An 18,646-nucleotide genomic window follows, 5' to 3' on the forward strand; every position below is an offset into this window, starting at 1 on the left:
AGCAATTGGCTTTTCGTCCGCTGCGCGGACCACCCCCTCAGCTCCCCGTATCGTGACGGGGAGAAGGGCTAGATCATTCCTCGGACTTCTTGCCCTTGGCCAGGCCCATCAGCCGGTCGATATAGGCCAGCATGAATGCAGAGACGACGAAGGCGAGGTGGATGATGGTCAGCCACATCAGTTGCTCGGTCGTGTAGGAGGCCGAGTTGAGGAACACCTGCAGCAGGTGGATCGAGGAAATGGCGACAATGGTCGAGGCGACCTTGACCTTCAGCGAGCCGACATCGATCGTGCCCAGCCAATGGACCTCGCCGTCATTCTCGTCAAAGCGACTGACGAAATTCTCATAGCCGGAGATGATGACCATCACCACCAGCGAGGCGACCAGCGCCGCGTCGATGAGGCCGAGCATTTTCAGGATGGTGTCGGTGTCGTCGAGCGTGAAGGCCACCGTGATGAATTCGTAGAGCTTCTTGCCGAACGACAGCGCATAGACGGCCAGCGCCAGCGCCAGCCCGATGTAGAAAACGACCAGCAGCCAGCGGGAGGCGAGAATGATCGATTCGATGGCGAGTTCGAGACGTTTCATGCAGCGGTTCCGGTCAAGCTTTCTCGGTCGAATGGGGTATTTCGGTCAGCTTGCCGCGGTTTGCAAGGCCAAAGCGCGTCGCGTTCGCTGCGACGCAAAAAAACCCCGCCGGGAGGCCCGGCGGGGCTCAATGCGTCCCGCTGGAGTCGGGACGGGGCAGGGAACGCCCACCCCCGAATCTGGGGTTTGCCGCCTCGTGATTCAATGAGCCGGCTCTAATGCTTGTACAATTCTTGTTGACTGGGCTTGTGGTTCGTACGTCCACCCATCCCGGTCTGCCGGGATGGGTCTTTCTTGCCGATCTGATTCCAGAAAGCCATTCAAGATATTGAAAAATCAGATCAATTGTTGCTGGCTACCGGCGCCACCAGAGAGGTGATGCGGCGGATTGCGACGCGGCGGTTCTCACGGTTGGGCGCCGACGTGTTGACCTTCAGATACTCCTCGCCATAGCCCTGCGTGGTCAGGTTTTCCGGCGGGATGCCGAAGGCATTGGTCAACGCTTCGGCAACCGCCTCGGCGCGCCGGTCGGACAAAGCAAGGTTCGCTTCCGGTGTGCCGACGGCGTCGGTATGGCCTTCGATGAGGAAGGTTTCGGCCGGGTTCTTCTTCAACAGCTTCTCCATGGCGCTGGCGACGCCTTCCAGTTTCTGCACCTCGGTGTCGGAGACCGAAGCCGAGCCAAATTCGAAGTTCAGCGTGTCGAGGTCGACACGACGGGCAATGTCGCGCACGCGGGCCGAACGCTTGACCTCGTCGACCGAGTAGAGGCGTTGGACCTTTTCCACCGGCGGCTGCTCGAGGAAGTCGTAGTAATCGTCATCGCTCTCGACATCCTCGGAATCGAGGATGTACTCCCGCCGCGGGATGGTCAGCCGCATCGGGGGCAGGTCGTCGCCGGGATCGCGCCAGTCATTATCGTCGTCATAGTGCCGCTCGTCGACATAGCTCAGCACATATTCGCGGCCATCCGGCGTGATGCGCGAGCGTTGGATGACGTCGCCGTTGCGGTTGCGGATGGTGACGATCTGGACGCCGTTGGCGCGCACCACGGTTTCGCGGGTGCGGCCGCGCGGGAGATCCTCGTAGTAGACATCCTTGGCACCGCGATTCATACGCGGGCCGTCATTGCTTTCGACGATCGTCTGGTTGTTGAACTGGATGATGACGCGGTCGCCGATCTCCTTCAGCACGTCCGCGCCCTTGGGACGCCGGCGGTCGCGAACATTCTCGTCGGGAGCGCGCTCGACACGCGTGCCCTGTTCCTCCGTCACCGGAACGATCTTTTCAGGCTTGATCTCCTGCTGCGCAGCCTTGTCGTCGGTGGGCGGTGGTCCCTGATCGACAGGAGCCGGCTTCGGGTTCTGCGCCTGGGTGCCGTCCTGCGCGGGCTGCTCGCCCGTCTGGCCGCCTGCATTCTGGCCATCGGCGTCCTGGCCGCCCTGGTCCTTGCGGTGCTTGCGCCTGGCGTCCTTCTGGCTGTCCAGAATGGGTGCTTCGTCGGGATTGGTCGTGGCCTCGCCCTGCGCTGGCTGCTCGGCGGTGGCGGGTTGTTCACCGGTCGCAGGCTGTTGTTCGCCAGTCGCGGGTTGCTGTTCGCCTGTCACCGGCTGTTCGCCAACAGGTTTCTTGCCATTCTTCTTGGCCTGATCCTTGGGCTGTTCGCCCTCGGCGGGAGCGGCTTGCTGATCGGCCGGGGGCTGGACCGGCTCCGCCTGCGGTACGGGTTCTCCGGCAGGGGCAACCTTGGTGGCTGGCGCCTGTTCGGCGGGGGCGGCCTCGATCTGCTGATCCTGCTTGCGCTTTTTCTTGCGCGCATTGTTGTCGTTTGCCGGCGCCACCTGTTCGGTGGGCGCTGCTTGCTCTGCAGGCTGCTGGGCCGGCTGTTCAGCAGGCGCCGCTTCGATCTGCTGCTGCTGGTCGCGCTTCTTCTTGCGTGGCTTCAGCGGCTGTTCGTCGGTTGCGGGCGCGGCCTGTTCGGCCGGTTGATCCGCTGGTGCAGCCTCGATCTGCTGCTGCTGGTCACGCTTCTTCTTGCGCGGCTTGGGCTGCTGTTCATCAACCGCGGGTGCTGCCTGCTCGGCAGCAGGAGCTGCCTGCTCCGCCGGCGCTGCCTCGATCTGCTGCTGTTGATTGCGCTTTTTCCTGCGCGGCTGCTGCTCTTCAACCGGGGCGGCCTGTTCAGCGGGAGCCTGCTCGGTCTGCTGCTGTTCGTGCTTCTTCTTGCGGGGCTGCTGTTCCTCGACGGCTGGCGCGGGTTGCTCGGCCGCGGGTGCGGCCTGCTGCTCTACCGGCGCCTGTTCGGCCTGCTTGTGCTTCTTCTTGCGTGGCAGTTCCTGGTCGGTCTGCTGACCATCTGCAGCAGGGTCGTCCTGGGCCAGGATCAGCGGTGTGCCATTGTGCTGCAAGGGGCCGAACACGGCACTTCCCTGAAGCGGGAACGCGCCCAACGGCGCGGATGCCATCAACAGGCATATAGCAGTGCCTGCCAGAATCCGTGGTTGGCGTTTCATCAGAAATTCTCCTTATGGGGTCCCATCCCTGCCCAAACTGTCCATGACCGGATTGGTTCCGGTTTGCAGGCATTACCCGCAACCAAGGACGATTGACCGGCCTTTTGAAGGCAACTTCATGTTTTTCGTATGGTGCAGGCGGCATTTGCGGCGGCGGTACAGCTTGACCTCACCGCCAGCGAGGGCCACATCTCACCCCATAATGGAAACCCCGTTCTGGAAAACCAAGTCGCTGGAAGCGATGACGCCGGCCGAGTGGGAATCGCTCTGCGACGGCTGCGGCAAATGCTGCCTGTCGAAACTCGAGGACGAGGATACCGGCGAGATCTACTGGACATCGGTCGGCTGCCGGCTGTTCGATGGGCAGACCTGCCGCTGTTCGGACTATGCCAACCGGCTGGCGCGGGTGCCGGACTGCGTCGGGCTGACGCCGCAGAATGTGCGCACCATCAGCTGGCTGCCGAAAACCTGCGCCTACCGGCTGGTTGCCGAGGGACACGATCTCTACTGGTGGCACAGGCTGGTGTCGGGAAGTGCCGAGACCGTGCATGAGGCCGGCATTTCCATTCGCGGCCGGGTTCGCGCCAGCGAGACCGACCTTGCCGAACCGGACGACTATTTCGACTATATGCTCGACGACGAGCCTTGATGGTTTGGAACGGACAGGGCCGCCAGCCGTTCTGGGCCATCGGACGTTTTTGACGGTCCGGATCGTTTGCAGTGGCGGAAGGGGCGGTTGCTTGCGACCTGTCCGGCAGATTAACCGAAAATGAACGGCCGGTTCGCAAAGAGTTCAGACTGCAAGGCGCATTCTCCCCCCATCGGTTCCACGAAGTCGGGCGCCAGCCCTCAACAAGGAGAGAAGACAATGTTCAACACGATCAAAACGGCAGCCCTTTCGGGTCTCGTAGCCCTCGGCACGCTTGCCGCAGTCCCCGCCCATGCGGACTCGATCTATCTCGGCTTCGGCAACAACCACGACCGCCGCGTCGGCGTCTATACCGGCGACGACGATGACGGCTTTCGCCGCGAGCGCAATTGGCGCCGCTGTTCGCCGGAGCGCGCCCTCGACAAGGCCGAGCGCATGGGCCTGCACCGCGTCCGCCTCGTCGACATCAACCGCCGCGTGGTAAAAGTCGCCGGCCGCCAGTATGGCGATCGCGTAGTGGTCGTGTTCGCCAATGAGCGCGGTTGCCCGGTTATTTATCGCTAAGCGAAGATCGGTAGCGGCGACCTTCTTCGAGGGTCAGCCAGGAGCCCCTTTCCCTCAGCGGAAGGGTGCGGCTCGAAAAAAACCCCGGAGGACCAAGTCCTCCGAGGTTTTTCATGTCTGCAAACAATTGGCGACCAGCTCAGCCCATCAGCCGGCCGCATCCGGCCAGCGGCCGCCTGCTACTTGAGCTCAAAGGTGACGGTGACCTGCACGGCATAGGCATTCTCGCCAGCCTGCACCGGAACCGCAGCACCCGCCGCATCGAAGGCCTTGGCGTTGATCGGCATCGGCGCCGGCGCGATGTTCTGGTCGGTGATTTCCAGCACCCGGCCGATGCTGACGCCGGCAGCCTCGGCCAGCGTCTTGGCCTTGGCCATGGCGTCGGCAACGGCCTTCTTGCGGGCCTCGGTGACGGCTGCCTTCGGGTCCTCATTGGAGAACGAGATGCCGCCGCCCTGGTTGACGCCGAGCGATACCGCCTTGTCGAGAATCTCGCCTGTCTTGTCGATGTCGCGGATGCGCACGGACAGCGTGTTGGTCACCTGGTAGGCGACCAACTCGGCTTCCTGGCTGCCGTCGGGCTTGTTGGTGTAGTTGTAGCGCGGATTGATCTGGATGCCGGCGGTCTGCAGGTCGCGGTCCTTGATGCCTGCCGATTTCATCGCCGCGATCACGGCGGCCATGGCGTCGTTGTTGGCGTCGAGTGCGGCGCGCGCCGTCTTGGCCTCACGCATGACGCTGAGCGTCAGCAGCGCCAGGTCGGGCGCCACGGTCGACTGGCCTTCACCCGACACGATGATGCGGGGCGGGGGCGGCGAATCGGCGGCGGTGGCAATCGCCGGAAAAGCGATTGCGCCGGCAAGTGCGAGCGGCAAAAGATGTCTGGTCATGAAAATCTCCTCAGTCTGCGATCCAGTCGCGCCTGTCGACTAGGATGCGAATATGGGCTGATTTGGGCGATCTCGGCCAGCCCGTCCGGAAAGCCTTGTGCGGCGCAAGGAAAAACACTAATCCAGCGCTCGTGGGGCCTGTAGCTCAATGGTTAGAGCCGGCGGCTCATAACCGCTTGGTTGGGGGTTCGAGTCCCTCCGGGCCCACCATTATCGTTATTTATCAATTGCTTATTGGCCGGTTCGCCACAAGGTTCGCCAACAGGTTCGCCAAGCATCGGCTTGCGGGTCACGAGGCGTACGACGCGATCCATCCCTTGCACCGCCAGGCGAACCTGCGATGCCTCGCGCGAATAGAGTTCGGCATGATCAATATCGTCGTGCCCAAGCACGTCCATCAGCTGTCTGGTCGAGGCCTCAGCCTCCGCCAGATAAACGCCGAGCGACTTCCTTAGCCCATGCAGTGTCAGCCCCTTCGGCAGACCGGCAAGCTTACACCAATGCGCCATCATTCCAGTCAGCGATTTTGCGGAGAACGGCCCACCATAGCCGTTGACCAGGACCGTCTCGCCGCGCCTGTCGGCCGCATCTAAAATCTCAGACAGCATCGGTGTAATCGGCACAAAAAGCCGTTTGCCGCCGGTTCGTCCCTTGTTCTTGGCCTGAACGATATCAAAGCCATCGAAGTGACTCTCGACGCCATCAATGAACACACAACGAGTGACCCTCTGATCCCAGCGCAGTCCGGCGACGTCGCTGCGGCGGTTGCCGAGCCAAAGTGCCAGCCCGTAGCACGTGCGCGCCGCAGTGCCGAGCGGCCAACGATTCTCGAATTGTGCCATCGCTTCGCGCGACCAGGCCTTCCAACCGGCATAAGCGGGTCGCCACTCGACCGCCGCTGTGGGATCGATTTCGATCCAGTCTTGCCGAAGAGCGACATAGACGAGCTTGCGTATGCCCACCAACAGATGCTTGGCCTTATGGGGCGTGGCAATGAAGCGTCCAAGAAGCTCTTCGACATGGATACGTCTAAGGTTCTTGACCGGTACGTCGCGCCAGATAAGTGGGTAATCTGCGACCACCCGCAGTTCCAGAAATTCTTCAATCAACCGCATGTTCTTGCGCTTGCTGGCTCCGTCAAGGGCCAGCCACTTGACTGAGATCTTCAGCCGTTGAAAGGCCGCTCCAAACGTGCAGGGCAGGGCGGCTCCAGGCATGCGGACGACCGGAGCCCTGGGGACTTTCCGGCCCTCGACCGCTGCCTGGTATGCGTCCTTGAACCCCGGCTGATTGGGGGCCGGCAAGCTGACCACACGCTCCTTTGTCCGATAGCGCCACCGGAGTTTTCCGTGGCGATCGGTGTAGGAGGAGAGGCCAGGATATTTGTCAGTCATAGCAGAATGAATCTATCCCCTGCGATGATTCCCTTGCAACAGGAAGTCGACGATATTCTCATCATCGTCTCCAGGTAGTTCGGCAAACGCTGCTTCGAGTTTGAGCCGGTCCCAAATCACCCGGCCGTCAACTTTCTTCGGCTTAGGCATGCGGCGGTCAGAAACCATCTGGTCGAATTTGGTTATACCTACGCCAACATATCGGGCGGCTTCTTCGCGTGAGAGACCCCGAGGAGGGTAGGAGAGGCTGTCGCTTTTCATGATCTGCCACCGGCATTTGTCCGCCCTGGTGCAGGGAATTCCGTTCAGAGATCATGCTAGATTGTATCAACCTCCGCCGGAAGGGAGCCGATCAAGCCGTGCGTTAAATCGCGGTCAGGGCGTATAAATAGGATGGTTGTGTGAGTTCAGGGGTTCGAGTCGGGAGACCGCTACATCCCCAGACCCACTATCGAAGAAGCACTCTTCTGCTATCGGCGACGCTCAGTAGCGTAAATGTCGCCCAAGATCGCTTGGAATTGGTGGCCCGCCAAACGACCTCTGCGATGAACGCCGGAGGTCCCTCCGGCCGAATCGGAAGCCTCTTGAATATCTGCAGCGGCCTTGGCACCGTCCAGCAGCGCGCAAAGCCGGTAGCTATGCCTAAGCAAGCTTGAAGACGGGTAAAGCTTGAATCGGCGCGGCGTTTTGGAAAGACCCTCCTTCGTTTGAGTGCAACTCTCGGGCTCTTTGCTCCAAAAGGTGGTCACCTTTCCATGGCATCCAGGAAGACGATCCAGCCTACCACGCCGCGGCAGGAGGCTAGGGCTGCGCGCGATGGCCAAGTGCTGATGGAGCAGGGCGTAGCAATCAGCGGCTCGGCGACGCTCCTTCGCATTAATCAGACGACGGGGTTTCGGTATGCGCGACGGACAGCCCTTGGCCTTCAGCGACTTCTGCGGCCGTCCAGTCCAGATCAGACCAGAGCGCGTTGACCAGCACCATTGATCCATCCGCGGCCGATGCGCTCCAACGAAATTCGGGAGAAGGTTATGGCGACTTGGCAACTTGAAAGAGAAGCGCGCGACGCGCGCGTTCAAGCCGGTTCGGCGGTGGCAAAAGGAAAGATTGTCGAAGCTCGTGACGCGACACGGCTTCTTGAAGCAATCGTTCGGCCAGGCGACCGGGTCTGCCTAGAGGGTGATAACCAGAAGCAGGCCGACCTGCTGTCGGCAGCCCTGCTGTCAGTCGACGTCGCGAAAGTGAATAATCTGCATATGGTGCAGTCGGGGGTCGTTCTTCCTGAGCATCTCGATGTATTCGAGCGTGGCGTGGCGAAGAAGCTGGACTTCGCCTATTCCGGTCCACAGTCGGCGCGCATCGCGACGATGCTGTTCGGCGGCAAGATCGAGCTTGGAGCAGTACATACCTATCTCGAGCTCTTCGCGCGCTATTTCATCGACTTGACGCCGAACGTTGCCCTGGTCGCCGCGGTCAGTGCGGACCGGGACGGCAATCTCTATACCGGACCTAATACCGAGGACACGCCGACCGTCGTCGAGGCTACAGCGTTCAAGGACGGCGTTGTCGTCGCCCAGGTCAATCAGATCGTCGACAAAGTTCCACGCGTCGACATCCCGGCCGATCGGGTGCATTTCATCGTTGAGGCTGACAAGCGCTTCTTTGTCGAACCGCTGTTCACGCGCGACCCCGCCGCCATCACCGAAGGGCAAATCCTGACCGCCATGCTGGCGATCAAGGGGATTTATGGACCCTACGGCGTCCAGCGCCTAAACCACGGAATCGGCTTCAGCACTGCCGCGATCGAACTACTGCTGCCGACTTATGGCGAGAAGCTTGGCCTAAAGGGCAAGGTGGCAACCCACTTCGCTCTGAACCCTCATCCGGCGCTGATTCCGGCGATAGAATCCGGCTGGGTCAAGCAAATCCACTCCTTCGGTTCCGAAGTGGGCATGGAAAACTATATCCGAGCCCGTTCTGACATCTATTTTACCGGCGCGGACGGCTCTCTTCGCTCGAACCGCGCCTACTGCCAGACTGCTGGTCTGTACGCCTGCGACATGTTCATCGGCTCGACGCTGCAGATTGACCTGCAGGGAAACTCCTCGACCGTCACCACGTCGCGCATCGCCGGCTTTGGCGGCGCGCCGAATATGGGGGCGGATGCACGAGGTCGCCGGCATCCGAGCGAACCCTGGCTAATGGCAGGACAAGAAGCAGATCCTGATGGGCACGTGCTATTGCGGCGTGGTCGCAAGCTGGTTGTGCAGATCGGAGAGACGTTCGGCGACAAGAACGTGCCGCTGTTCGTCGAGAAGCTCGACGCACTTGAACTGGCAGAAAAGCTGAATCTCGATCTGGCGCCGGTGATGATCTACGGCGACGACGTCACCCATATCGTTACCGAAGAAGGTATTGCCAATCTGCTGCTCTGCCGCAGTTCGGACGAGCGCGAGCAAGCAATACGCGGGATCGCTGGCTATACCGATGTCGGACGAGGCCGCGACCTCGGGCAGGTCCAGCGTCTACGCGAGCGCGGCGTCATTCGCAGACCGGAAGATCTCGGCATCAATCCGCTCGACGCCGACCGGAGCATCCTCGCGGCCCGATCCATCAAGGATATCGTGCACTGGTCGGGCGGCCTCTACGCACCGCCTTCGAAATTTCGCAACTGGTGACTGGAGCATCCCGATGGAAGATTTCAGCTTACGTCATGACGCCCGCCAGCCTGCCGGGGGCGCGAGGAAAATGGCGATTATAGGCGTGGTGGCTTCGGGCAATCTCGAAGTGCTGGTGGAGCGCGTTGTGCCCGAGCGCGAATGCCTCGTCGAGATCCGTACGACCGCCGAAGGATTTGGCGCTGTCTGGAACGCCGTTGTCGCGGATTTCGTCGATCGCTATTCGCCCGGCGGTCTCAAGTTTTCGATCAATGATGGCGGCGCGCGACCAGACACGGTGTCCCTTCGCCTAGCCCAGGCAGTTCGCCTGATGGAGGTAGAGCAATGAGCATCACCTCAATGCAGGCCGCGATAGCGCCCGCCGCCCTTACCAGCTGGTACGAAGCTTCGGCCCGGACACGAGTCCGCCTACTGCTCGATCCAGAAAGCTTCATGGAGTTCGTCGGTCCGGAGAAGCGAGAAGTGAGCCCGCACCTGAAGGTTTTCGATCTGCCTGAACAGTTCGACGATGGCATCCTGGTCGGACACGGTAGCCTTGGCGGCTCCAGCGTGCTGATCGCCGCGCAGGAGGGCAGCTTCATGGGCGGAGCCTTTGGCGAGGTGCATGGCGCCAAACTGACTGGTTTGCTGCGCGCCGCGCGCGACATTGCCTCTATGCCGGTGCTGATCCTGTTCGATACAGGCGGGGTGAGGTTGCAGGAAGCCAACGCCGGCGAACTCGCCATTGCCGAGATCATGCGTGCTGTCATTGAAGCGCGTAGCGCTGGCGCAAAGGTGATCGGGCTGATCGGCGGCCGCGCCGGCTGCTATGGGGGTGGCGGATTGATCGCCGGCTGCTGTTCCGCGTTGGCCGTGTCCGAGCAGGGCCGCATCGCGGTATCGGGTCCGGAGGTCATCGAAACCAATCGCGGCGTCGAGGAATTCGATTCGCGCGATCGGGCACTTGTTTGGCGCACGATGGGTGGAAAGCACCGCCGCCTGCTCGGTGCCGCCGATGCCTTCGTCGACGATACCATTCAGGCATTTCGCGATGCAGCGCTGGTGCTACTGGAGCAGGTGGGTGGCTTTGAACTCAATACGCTCACGAACGAGCAGGTCCGGCTCGAGGCACGGCTGCGGGACTTTGGCAGTTGCGCCGACGCTGTCGATATCTGGACCGCGGAAGGTGTTGCCGACGCCGGAGCCGTCCCTGCCTTGCCGGTCAATCAATTCATTGCTGTCGCCGACCATGTTCGGAGGATCAGCCATGACACTCGATGAGATTCTTGCCTCGATGTTTCCAGCAGGTCATGACGTGAAGAACGACGAGGGGGTGGTGTACGGATCAGGCTCCCTGCGCTCTGGCGGGCTTGCATTGGTGGTGGGTGTCGCCGACCGGCTACCCCTTGGGGTCGATGATGCCATCATTCTGTCCGCCCACGTCCTGCGTTCGATCGCGCGTGACAGCGGGCCTATTCTCGTCGTCGTAGACAGCGATAGCCAGCGCATGAGCAAGCGCGACGAGCTTTTGGGCCTGAACGAATTTCTGGCCCATCTAGGCAAGTGCCTCATCTACGCCGACAGTCACGGCCGGCCTACGATCGGCCTTCTCTATGGTCACACCGCCGCTGGAGCATTTCTTTCAACGGCGCTTGCCACTCGGGTGTTGGTCGGACTGCCCGGTGCCACGCCCGTGGTGATGGACCTGCCGTCGATGTCCAAGGTCACGAAGCTTTCACTTGAGGTACTGGAAGAGAAGGCCAAGTCGACGCCTGTCTTTGCCCCCGGCTTGGAGAATCTCGCTCAGACCGGCGCGGTCCACGTCATCTGGGACGCTGGGGTTCCGCTCGTAGACCAACTGGAAACCCTCCTGGCAAGTTTACCTGATATCGACGACGGCCGAGGTCTGCTTGGCAAGCAGCGTGGCGGGCGGCCGAAAGCCTACGAGATCGCCGAGCGCGTCCGCGGCCTCGGCCTCCAATCTCGGTGAACTGCGATGAACCGCCACGATCTCGTCTACGTTAGCCCGCTCGCATGGAAAGCCTTGGTAGGGACGCGCGTAGAACTGGCCACAGATCCCATCGTTGCGAGCTGGGTCGATCGGGGGTGGCCAATGGTCGGGCGTCGTGCCAACGCAGGAGAAGGGCGTGGTGTGCCACTTGGCCTGCCGCTTCCGCCTTTCGCCGGCAAGAAGCGGCTCGCAGTCGTGGTAAGACCCGCAGATGTCGTCGCAGTGGCGCCGTCGCCGAACCTGGCCTTCACCCTCCGTGCGGCGCCACCGTCGTGGCGAACAACGCTGCTGCGTCTTGGCCAGCTCGCATCGGGACAGGGGGTTGAAGCCAGGGTCTTTGGCAGCCTAGCGTGGCAGGTGATCACCGGCCTGGACTATCTGACAGATAGCTCGGATCTCGATTTCGCGATGTATGTCCGCCGCGATACGCAGCTGTGCCGCCTTACAGAAGCCGTGGAGCGCATCGAAGCCAGCGCGCCGATGCGGCTTGACGGTGAGTTGATCCGTGGCGGCTCCGCCGTCAATTGGCGGGAGCTTCACGCCGGCGGGCGGGACGTGCTGGTCAAGACCATTGTCGGGATCACCCTATTCAGCGCGGACCAGTTCATTTCCGGGAGGATTCCTACATGAGGACCGCGACCGCGCTTTCGGCTCCCAAGTTCGATGGTCTGCGCCCGCAGCAGATAGTCCTGCACAATGGCGAGGTCATCGCCGCACTCGCCGCGCGCAGCTTGGTGCTGGAGCTGGAAACTTGGCCCAAGCCGGGCTTGGTCAGCCACATCGACAGCGGCAGCCACGACGATATGGACGCCGACATGTTCCGCGCCAGTGCACGGGCGATCGAGCCATATTTTGCTTCCCTGGCGAATGCTGGGGCAGAGGCATGGGATATGGATCGCCTAAGGATCATCGGCCTCGATGCCGAGGCAGCTATGATGGATGCGACGTCGGGGATCAACACGCATCGTGGTGCCATATTCGGGCTTGGCCTCCTATGCGCGGCTTTCGGCGCAAGAACTGTCGGACTAGCGGACGGAGCTCTTTCACTTGGCGCGGTCGTTGCGTCGCGATGGGGGCGTGACATCGTCAACGGCCCTGTCCTGCTTCACAGCCACGGCGAGCGGGCGCGTCGCCGCTACGGTTCGGGTGGGGCGCGGATGGAGGCATCGCTTGGCTTTCCAAGTCTCTATGAAATTGGGCTGCCGGCACTGCGCAAGGGAGCACTCGCGGCGCCCGATGACGAAGAGGCCCAGAGGGTCGAGGCTTGCTTCGCCCTGATCGCTTCCCTCGAGGACACCAATCTCCTGCACCGCGGAGGAACGGACGGTCTTCGGTTCGCCCGCCACAAAGCCCGGCAATTCATTCGCCGCGGTGGTGTTGCCAAGCCCGATTGGCGCGCCCGAGCGTGCGCCGTGCATGAAGGCTTCGTCGCCCGTCGGCTGAGTCCCGGCGGCTCGGCGGATATCCTCGCCATGAGCCTTTTCGTCAGCGCCTGCGAAGCGGAACGAACGTGATGTCGAACGCGATCCTACTGGCGCTTTCTCCCATCTTCTTCGTCCTGCTGCTCGGCTATGGCGCCGGGCGGCACCGGATTGTTGACAATCACAAGGTCGACAGCCTCAACGCTCTGATCATGAACTTTGCCCTGCCGGCATCGCTGTTCGCTGCGACCGCCTCCGCCTCGCGCAGCGAGATGGTGGCTCAAGCGCCACTATTCGTCATTCTCGGCGCCGTAATGCTCGGCGTGTTTTTCGCCTGGTATTTTGGTGCGAAGATCATCTTGAAGGATAGTCCCGCCGACGCGTCCCTTCAGGCGCTGACGCTAGCCTTCCCGAATCTCGCAGGCGTCGGGCTCCCCATCCTGTCCGCTGTCGTCGGGCCAAGCGGCGCTGTGCCGCTCGCCATAGCGCTGGCAAGTGGCTCGATCCTTGTCAGCCCGCTTTCGCTCATCATCGTCGAGATGAGCCTCGGCCTGAAAGCGGACGGAGCAGAGACGGCGACTAAACGTGTCCTGCGCTCCATCCGGCATGCGCTTACCAAGCCCGTGGTCCTCGCGCCTGCGTTGGGCATCCTGGTGTCGCTGTCGGGGTTGAAAACTGGTGCCGTGATCGATGCCTGCCTGCTGCTGATCGGACACGCCGCGCCGGGCGTCGCCCTATTTCTGACCGGCCTTATTCTCTCGTCGCAGACGTTCCGGCTGGACTGGAAGATCGTCGGCGCCACTGCGGTTGCTGACATCGCCAGGCCGCTACTGGCGGCGGCGATCACCTTCAGCTTGCCGATACCCGCCGAGACAGCCAGGATTGCGGTTCTGCTGGCGGCGTTGCCGTCGGGTTTCTTCGGGATCCTGTTCGCAGTGAACTACCGCATGGACCCCGGCGCAGCGGGATCAATGGTGACTGCCAGCACGATCCTCAGCGTCGTGACCATGGCAACCGCCATCGCCTTGCTGTTTCCGGCCTGAGTGGCGTTCATGAGCCTAGCTATCCTTTGTTCGGGTCAAGGCAGACAGCATTCAGGTATGTTCGCGTTGACGGGCGATGCACCTCGGGCTGGCGCTTTGTTCCAACAAGCGACGGCTCTGCTGGGTGGTCGTGATCCCCGCGAGATCGTGCGAACCGATGGCGCGGAGGCGTTTCATCACGACCGCGTCGGTCAGATCCTCTGCACGCTGCAGCCATTGGCGGCCGCGGCCGTGCTAAACGGCGCAATACCGGATCGGATCGTCGTCGCAGGCTACAGCGTCGGCGAACTGGCCGCCTGGGGTGTCGCCGGCCGGTTAGATGCGATCCAAACACTGGGCCTCGCCGCTTTCCGGGCCGAGGCGATGGATGCCGTATCGCAGCCCGGCGACGGGCTTCTGTTCGTTCGCGGTCTGTCGCGTAAAGCGATCGACGGGTTGTGCGAACGGTACGAGGCCGCGATTGCCATTATCAATCCGGCCGACGCCTTTATGCTGGGCGGAAGCCACAACGCACTACACGCCATGGCGATCGAGGCGCGGGCGATGAACGCCTTGCGCGTGATCGTTCTGCCAGTCGAGGTTGCGTCCCATACACCACGCCTTGCGAAGGCCTCTGCCGTTTTTTGCGAAAAGCTTATTCGCGTTACCCCGGCGGCCGCATCTCCCCCGCATGTACGGCTGCTCAGTGGCATCGATGGCACGCCGGTTATCGATTTCTATCAGGGCCTCGGCAAACTGGCGGCGCAGATATCCCACACCGTCCGTTGGGCCGATTGCCTTCAGGCATGTGTCGAAAGCGGAGCAAACGCATTTCTTGAGCTAGGTCCTGGTACTGCTTTGAGTCGAATGGCCGCGGCCGACTATCCTGACATCCCGGCGCGATCCTTGGACGACTTCCAAACATTGCAGGGTGTGCAGGCATGGATTGCTCACTGCGCCGCCCGCAACGATCCGCGCTGACGGCCTCGCAGCTACCGTAGGTCGGGCCGATCGTGAACACGAAGGATTGGAAGTGGTCCTGAGTCCTATTCGCGGAGAAACATGACGATGCTCAAGAACCACTCGGTTCCCATTATACTACAGATGACTTTCCAGTTGACGCCACGTTCGGTGGCACCGGAGAACCGTGATGTGCAGGGCGATGGCATGCACCCGATCGCGTCCTCTTGGGTTGGCGGGGAGGTCCTGTTCGGGATGCCTTGTTCCGGGCCGAACCTTCCGGTTCCGAGGACCAACCTCCGCGAAGGCTTGCAATGACGGAGGAGGATACGCCAAGCATCGCAGCTACTCTGCGGCCGTTCACTTTTGCGGGATTTCCCGGACCGTCCTGGGCATACGCAATCCGGATCTGGCTCGCGGTCATCCTCGCGCTTTATGTCAGCTTCTGGCTTGAGTTGGACGCCCCATCCTCGGCTGCAATCACGGTGGCGATCTTGGCGCTGCCAACCCGCGGCCAAGGGCTAAACAAGGCGGTCTTCCGTCTTCTTGCTACCGGGCTCGGTGTGGCCGCATCGTTCGTCATCGTCGGCGTTTTTGCGCAAAGCGGTGTCATCATGCTTTGGGTGTTCGCCGCTTGGATCGGACTGTGCGTCTTCGTGGTCGGAACCCTGGACGGGAACCGTGCCTATGCCGCATCGCTCGGGGTTACGACTGTCGCGATTGTCGCGATCGAGCAGATCGATGCTCCGCAACAAGTGTTTGACGCAGGAATCGCGCGCGGCTCGGCAATCGTTATCGGCGTTCTGGCGATCACCTTCATCAACGACATTCTAGGCGCGCCCGACCACCATCCCAAGGTTTTCGCCAAATTGAAGTCGCTTCAGGACCGGGTCATGGACAGCGGCTGGAACGCGTTGCGCGGGCAGGCAATGCCCGCGGCGGCCGCGGCGGTTCTGCTGCGCGAGGTCACCGAGCTGCGGTCCGACATCGCAAGCCTGGCGAGCGAATCGAGCAGCGGCGAGGCGCGGGCGGCGTCGGCCAGGGCGGCTGTGGTCGAACTGGTCGCGGCATTTTCCGCGGCCCGTGCCCTAGCAACTCTGCCTTGTCGCATCCCGAATTCGGTAGGGCATGCCGAGGCCACTCTCCGGCCACTCGCTGACACGGGCCGCCCGCGACAACTCGACGTCCTGTTCGCGATGGCGCGCGAGTTGCTGGCCACCGAGTTCCACCAAAGGGATGCGGCGTCTCGCAGCGACCTCGACGGGCTCCAGGCGGGGAGATTTCCGGAGCAGCCCTGGCGAACGCCACTCTATCGATCGCGTCGCATCGCCTTGGAGGGGGGCTTCAAGGCGGCTACCTACTTCGTGTTGGCATCGACCCTGTTCCAGATGGTCGATTGGCCATCGGTCGCCGCAGCGCTCGCATTCGTGGCGCTCCTGATTGGCCTCGGTGCAACCGCGCCTGACCAGGTGGCCTTCACCAAGCTGGCGGTTCTGCTTGCTCCGTTCGCCTGCGTACTGGCCGGAATCCTGCAATTCGCCGTTCTGGACGGCGCGACCGGGTTTCCGATGTTGGCGATCGGCATGGCGCCTTTCATCATCGGTTGCGCGCTGCTGATAACGCTGACAAACCCCATCCTGTCGAGCATCGGTCGCTTGAGCATGGTGTTCATCATCGCGCTCGTTTCGCCAAGCAATCCGCAGAACTACAACCCCGAGACCTTCCTGGTCGCCTGTATATTCGTATGCGTCGCGACCGGCCTGCTGTTCGCTTTGCAGCTGGTCGTGCCTCCGATGTCAACCGCGCGACAGGTCCGGCAGCTGCTGGCAGAGGCGCGCACGGATCTCGAGCGGCCGCAATCGCAATGGCGCAAAGACTTGGCTTCGGAAGAGGCCGCCTTTTATGCCGCGCTTCGGGTCGGACAGATCGCAGGCCTTGCGGGGGGCAATCCGGCGGTGCTGGATGAGGCCATGTGCAGCTTCGACCAGGCCGCCGCACTTCGCCGCTGTACCGACGAACTGGAGCGGCTGGAGCACGCTGCGCTCGTCGAAACAGCGCGCTTGGCACGCCATGCGCTGTTCCGGCGGGACGCCGAATTGCTGATCGACGCAGCCTATCGCCTGCACGCTGGCGCTGAGGTCTATGGCGTTCCACCGCCTGCGGCATGCGCAGCTTTGGTCGTGGCGGCGATGGCCTTTCATGCAACGCCTTCCTCGGCGGGGGAGCAACAGACATGACCCATGTGTTCGATGAACTGGTCCTTGGCGGCGTCCTGGTTGCTCCGATCGTCTCGGATGCGATCGTCGCGCTCTTGCTTGTCCTGCTGCTCCGTCCTCTCCTGCATCTGATCGGGTTCTCGAAGTACTTCATTCGCCCACAGGTCGCTGAGCTCAGTCTGTATGTCGCCGTCTTTGGTCTTCTGACGCTGTTTTACTAGGGAGGAGTCGATGCACGATACGCACGTGAAACTGCCGTTGCCAGAAGAATACTCCTCCAGGGCAGGCGGCGATGTCGTCCCGCCGCAAGCACCAAGGGACATTGCCGGGCCGACGCTGTTGGAGAGCTCAGAGCCCGAAGACCGTGGCGACGATCGCTTTGCGCTAGGCCTGCCATCTGCCACGCCATCGCAAACCCTGCTGCGATTCCTGGCTGCGGCTGGCAAGCGTCTGGCCACGCTGGTGATTGCCATGATTGCAGTCCTGGTCGCAATCGTCACGTGGCAGACCTACGTGCTCGGGCCGTGGACACGCAACGGCAACGTCCGCGTCCAGGTCGCGAACGTCGCTCCCCAGGTCTCCGGTCAGATCGTCGAGCTGCATGTGGACGACAACCAATATGTGCGGCAGGGCGATGTTCTCTACGTCATCGATCCGGTCGACTACCAGGTCGCCTTGGAGGTCAGCAAAGCGCACTTGGCTGAGGCCGCTGCCGACCTCAAGCTGAAGGCGACTAAATCGAAGCGCCGGCAGGCCCTAACCAATCTAAGCACAACGGTAGAGGAACAGCAGACCTTCGCCGCCGCCGCCGCAGTGGCCAACGCTACCGTCGAAGCCGCGCAGCAGCAGCAAATCAAGGCCGAACTGGACCTGAAACGCACCAAGATCACCAGTCCAGTCACGGGCTTTGTGACCAATCTACTCCTGCGGGTCGGCGATTTCGCTCTTGCGGGGAACAGCAACGTCACCGTGATCGACTCCCAAAGCTTCTGGATCGATGGCTATTTCGAGGAAACAAAATTGGCCAGGGTCTGCGTCAACGACCGCGTTGAGGCGCAATTGATGGGTTATTCGGCGCCCATCGTGGGACGCGTCGAGACTGTGACGCGTGGGATCAGCGTGTCGAACGCCGCAGCCGGCGCGCAAGGCCTGCCGAACGTCGATCCGATCTATACCTGGGTCCGCCTGGCGCAAAGGGTTCCGGTCCGCATTGCTATCGAGGAGGTGCCGAGCGGGGTTCCGCTCGTGTCGGGCATGACAGCCACGGTGACGATAAAGCAAGGTAGCGACGAGAGCCGCTCGTCGCTATTTGAGCGTGGCTATGCGAACGTCGTCGATAGTATCTTGAGCCTCTTCTACGGCCCACCGCCTTCACGGCCGGGTTGCCTGCCTGTCGTGACGAGCCAGGCTGCGGACTACGAGGCACTGCCTGTTCGGACCGAGCCGCAGGGAGCGACGCCCGAACAGGTAGTTCCCGGCATCCCGCCCGGCCTGCATGTCTCTCCAGAAGTTGCCGAGTGAACCGCAGCCGCCTAGTGAGCTTGCAACAATTTGCAAAGGTTAAGTCCGAGCTGGAAGGCGAGGCAGATATGGTTCAGGGGACTCAACGGAATTTCCCCGAACCGGTGCAGAACCGATGCGGTCGTAAGGCCCAGTTAGAACACCTGCGGAACCCCTCCCGTCGCGACCTCTCGGTCGAAGGTGGAATGTGCCGCCCGGCTTGACGGCGCTGTAACGAAGGAGTCAGTGCGTCCACACAG

The 18,646-nt window shown here is 62.0% G+C and carries 19 protein-coding genes, 1 tRNA gene and 1 pseudogene; 16 read left to right on the plus strand and 5 right to left on the minus strand.

Translation table 11 applies throughout. From position 1 onward, the window contains the following. Positions 1-73: 73 nt before the first annotated feature. Positions 74-589, minus strand: a complete 516-nt coding sequence (locus AC1DZ8_RS12945; RefSeq protein ID WP_352556526.1) for a TIGR00645 family protein — start codon at positions 587-589, stop codon at positions 74-76. A 341-nt stretch (positions 590-930) separates the two neighbouring features. Continuing rightward, positions 931-2,196, minus strand: coding sequence for an OmpA family protein (locus AC1DZ8_RS12950; RefSeq protein WP_477306223.1), 1,266 nt, complete (start codon positions 2,194-2,196; stop codon positions 931-933). Here AC1DZ8_RS12950 and AC1DZ8_RS12955 point away from each other — a divergent pair. The 3 genes from AC1DZ8_RS12955 (at position 2,161) to AC1DZ8_RS12965 (ending at position 4,315) form a co-directional block, all read left to right on the plus strand. Next, a complete protein-coding gene (locus AC1DZ8_RS12955) occupies positions 2,161-3,198 on the plus strand; it encodes a hypothetical protein (RefSeq protein ID WP_477306225.1) in 1,038 nt (345 codons plus the stop codon). The genes AC1DZ8_RS12950 and AC1DZ8_RS12955 overlap by 36 nt on opposite strands. 106 nt (positions 3,199-3,304) lie before the next feature. Further along, positions 3,305-3,751, plus strand: a complete 447-nt coding sequence (locus tag AC1DZ8_RS12960) for a YcgN family cysteine cluster protein (protein WP_477306227.1) — start codon at positions 3,305-3,307, stop codon at positions 3,749-3,751. 219 nt (positions 3,752-3,970) lie between these two features. Continuing rightward, positions 3,971-4,315 (plus strand): hypothetical protein, encoded by a 345-nt coding sequence (locus tag AC1DZ8_RS12965; RefSeq protein ID WP_477306229.1) that lies wholly within the window; start codon positions 3,971-3,973, stop codon positions 4,313-4,315. Positions 4,316-4,494: 179 nt separating this feature from the next. On the opposite strand, the gene AC1DZ8_RS12970 is transcribed toward AC1DZ8_RS12965, so the two are convergent. Next, the gene (locus AC1DZ8_RS12970; RefSeq protein WP_477306231.1) at positions 4,495-5,205 is read right to left on the minus strand and encodes an SIMPL domain-containing protein; all 711 of its coding nucleotides are present in this window, start codon (positions 5,203-5,205) and stop codon (positions 4,495-4,497) included. Positions 5,206-5,339: 134 nt separating this feature from the next. On the opposite strand from AC1DZ8_RS12970, the gene AC1DZ8_RS12975 reads away from it, so the two are divergent. Further along, positions 5,340-5,415 (plus strand) — tRNA-Ile (locus tag AC1DZ8_RS12975). Positions 5,416-5,558: 143 nt separating this feature from the next. Here the strand turns inward: AC1DZ8_RS12975 and AC1DZ8_RS12980 are convergent. Further along, positions 5,559-6,047: pseudogene (locus AC1DZ8_RS12980) on the minus strand (tyrosine-type recombinase/integrase); the annotation flags it as partial. Positions 6,048-6,128: 81 nt separating this feature from the next. Between AC1DZ8_RS12980 and AC1DZ8_RS12985 the strand changes: the two are divergent. Beyond that, positions 6,129-6,365: a hypothetical protein gene (locus AC1DZ8_RS12985; RefSeq protein WP_477306233.1), complete on the plus strand. Its 237-nt coding sequence runs from the start codon at positions 6,129-6,131 to the stop codon at positions 6,363-6,365. A gap of 246 nt (positions 6,366-6,611) precedes the next feature. Here the strand turns inward: AC1DZ8_RS12985 and AC1DZ8_RS12990 are convergent, their stop codons facing one another. Further along, positions 6,612-6,860: a hypothetical protein gene (locus tag AC1DZ8_RS12990; protein ID WP_477306235.1), complete on the minus strand. Its 249-nt coding sequence runs from the start codon at positions 6,858-6,860 to the stop codon at positions 6,612-6,614. A gap of 770 nt (positions 6,861-7,630) precedes the next feature. Here AC1DZ8_RS12990 and mdcA point away from each other — a divergent pair. The 11 genes from mdcA to AC1DZ8_RS13045 all read left to right on the plus strand — a co-directional run bounded on the left by mdcA (position 7,631) and on the right by AC1DZ8_RS13045 (position 18,407). Continuing rightward, on the plus strand, positions 7,631-9,277 hold the full coding sequence (gene mdcA, locus AC1DZ8_RS12995) for a malonate decarboxylase subunit alpha (RefSeq protein ID WP_477306237.1): 1,647 nt from the start codon (positions 7,631-7,633) through the stop codon (positions 9,275-9,277). A 13-nt stretch (positions 9,278-9,290) separates the two neighbouring features. Then, entirely contained in the window at positions 9,291-9,605 is a 315-nt protein-coding gene (gene mdcC, locus AC1DZ8_RS13000; RefSeq protein WP_112392559.1) for a malonate decarboxylase acyl carrier protein, read from the plus strand. A 2-nt stretch (positions 9,606-9,607) separates the two neighbouring features. Further along, a complete protein-coding gene (locus tag AC1DZ8_RS13005) occupies positions 9,608-10,537 on the plus strand; it encodes a biotin-independent malonate decarboxylase subunit beta (RefSeq protein ID WP_477306286.1) in 930 nt (309 codons plus the stop codon). Then, the gene (locus AC1DZ8_RS13010; RefSeq protein ID WP_112623273.1) at positions 10,524-11,246 is read left to right on the plus strand and encodes a biotin-independent malonate decarboxylase subunit gamma; all 723 of its coding nucleotides are present in this window, start codon (positions 10,524-10,526) and stop codon (positions 11,244-11,246) included. The genes AC1DZ8_RS13005 and AC1DZ8_RS13010 overlap by 14 nt, the downstream gene beginning before the upstream one ends. A gap of 6 nt (positions 11,247-11,252) precedes the next feature. After that, positions 11,253-11,897, plus strand: coding sequence for a malonate decarboxylase holo-[acyl-carrier-protein] synthase (gene mdcG / locus AC1DZ8_RS13015; protein ID WP_477306240.1), 645 nt, complete (start codon positions 11,253-11,255; stop codon positions 11,895-11,897). Then, positions 11,894-12,781, plus strand: coding sequence for a triphosphoribosyl-dephospho-CoA synthase MdcB (gene mdcB / locus AC1DZ8_RS13020; protein WP_477306242.1), 888 nt, complete (start codon positions 11,894-11,896; stop codon positions 12,779-12,781). The genes mdcG and mdcB overlap by 4 nt, the downstream gene beginning before the upstream one ends. Further along, positions 12,781-13,731 (plus strand): AEC family transporter, encoded by a 951-nt coding sequence (locus AC1DZ8_RS13025; protein WP_477306244.1) that lies wholly within the window; start codon positions 12,781-12,783, stop codon positions 13,729-13,731. Before mdcB ends, AC1DZ8_RS13025 begins: the two co-directional genes overlap by 1 nt. 9 nt (positions 13,732-13,740) lie before the next feature. Continuing rightward, positions 13,741-14,691, plus strand: coding sequence for an acyltransferase domain-containing protein (locus AC1DZ8_RS13030; RefSeq protein WP_477306246.1), 951 nt, complete (start codon positions 13,741-13,743; stop codon positions 14,689-14,691). A gap of 293 nt (positions 14,692-14,984) precedes the next feature. Next, entirely contained in the window at positions 14,985-16,907 is a 1,923-nt protein-coding gene (locus AC1DZ8_RS13035; RefSeq protein ID WP_477306248.1) for an FUSC family protein, read from the plus strand. Continuing rightward, complete coding sequence (locus tag AC1DZ8_RS13040; RefSeq protein ID WP_112392553.1) at positions 16,904-17,107, plus strand: DUF1656 domain-containing protein; 204 nt, start codon at positions 16,904-16,906, stop codon at positions 17,105-17,107. The genes AC1DZ8_RS13035 and AC1DZ8_RS13040 overlap by 4 nt, the downstream gene beginning before the upstream one ends. A 10-nt stretch (positions 17,108-17,117) precedes the next feature. Further along, positions 17,118-18,407, plus strand: a complete 1,290-nt coding sequence (locus AC1DZ8_RS13045) for an HlyD family secretion protein (RefSeq protein ID WP_477306250.1) — start codon at positions 17,118-17,120, stop codon at positions 18,405-18,407. Positions 18,408-18,646 lie beyond the last annotated feature (239 nt).

The organism is Mesorhizobium sp. P2_F7 (assembly GCF_056403695.1).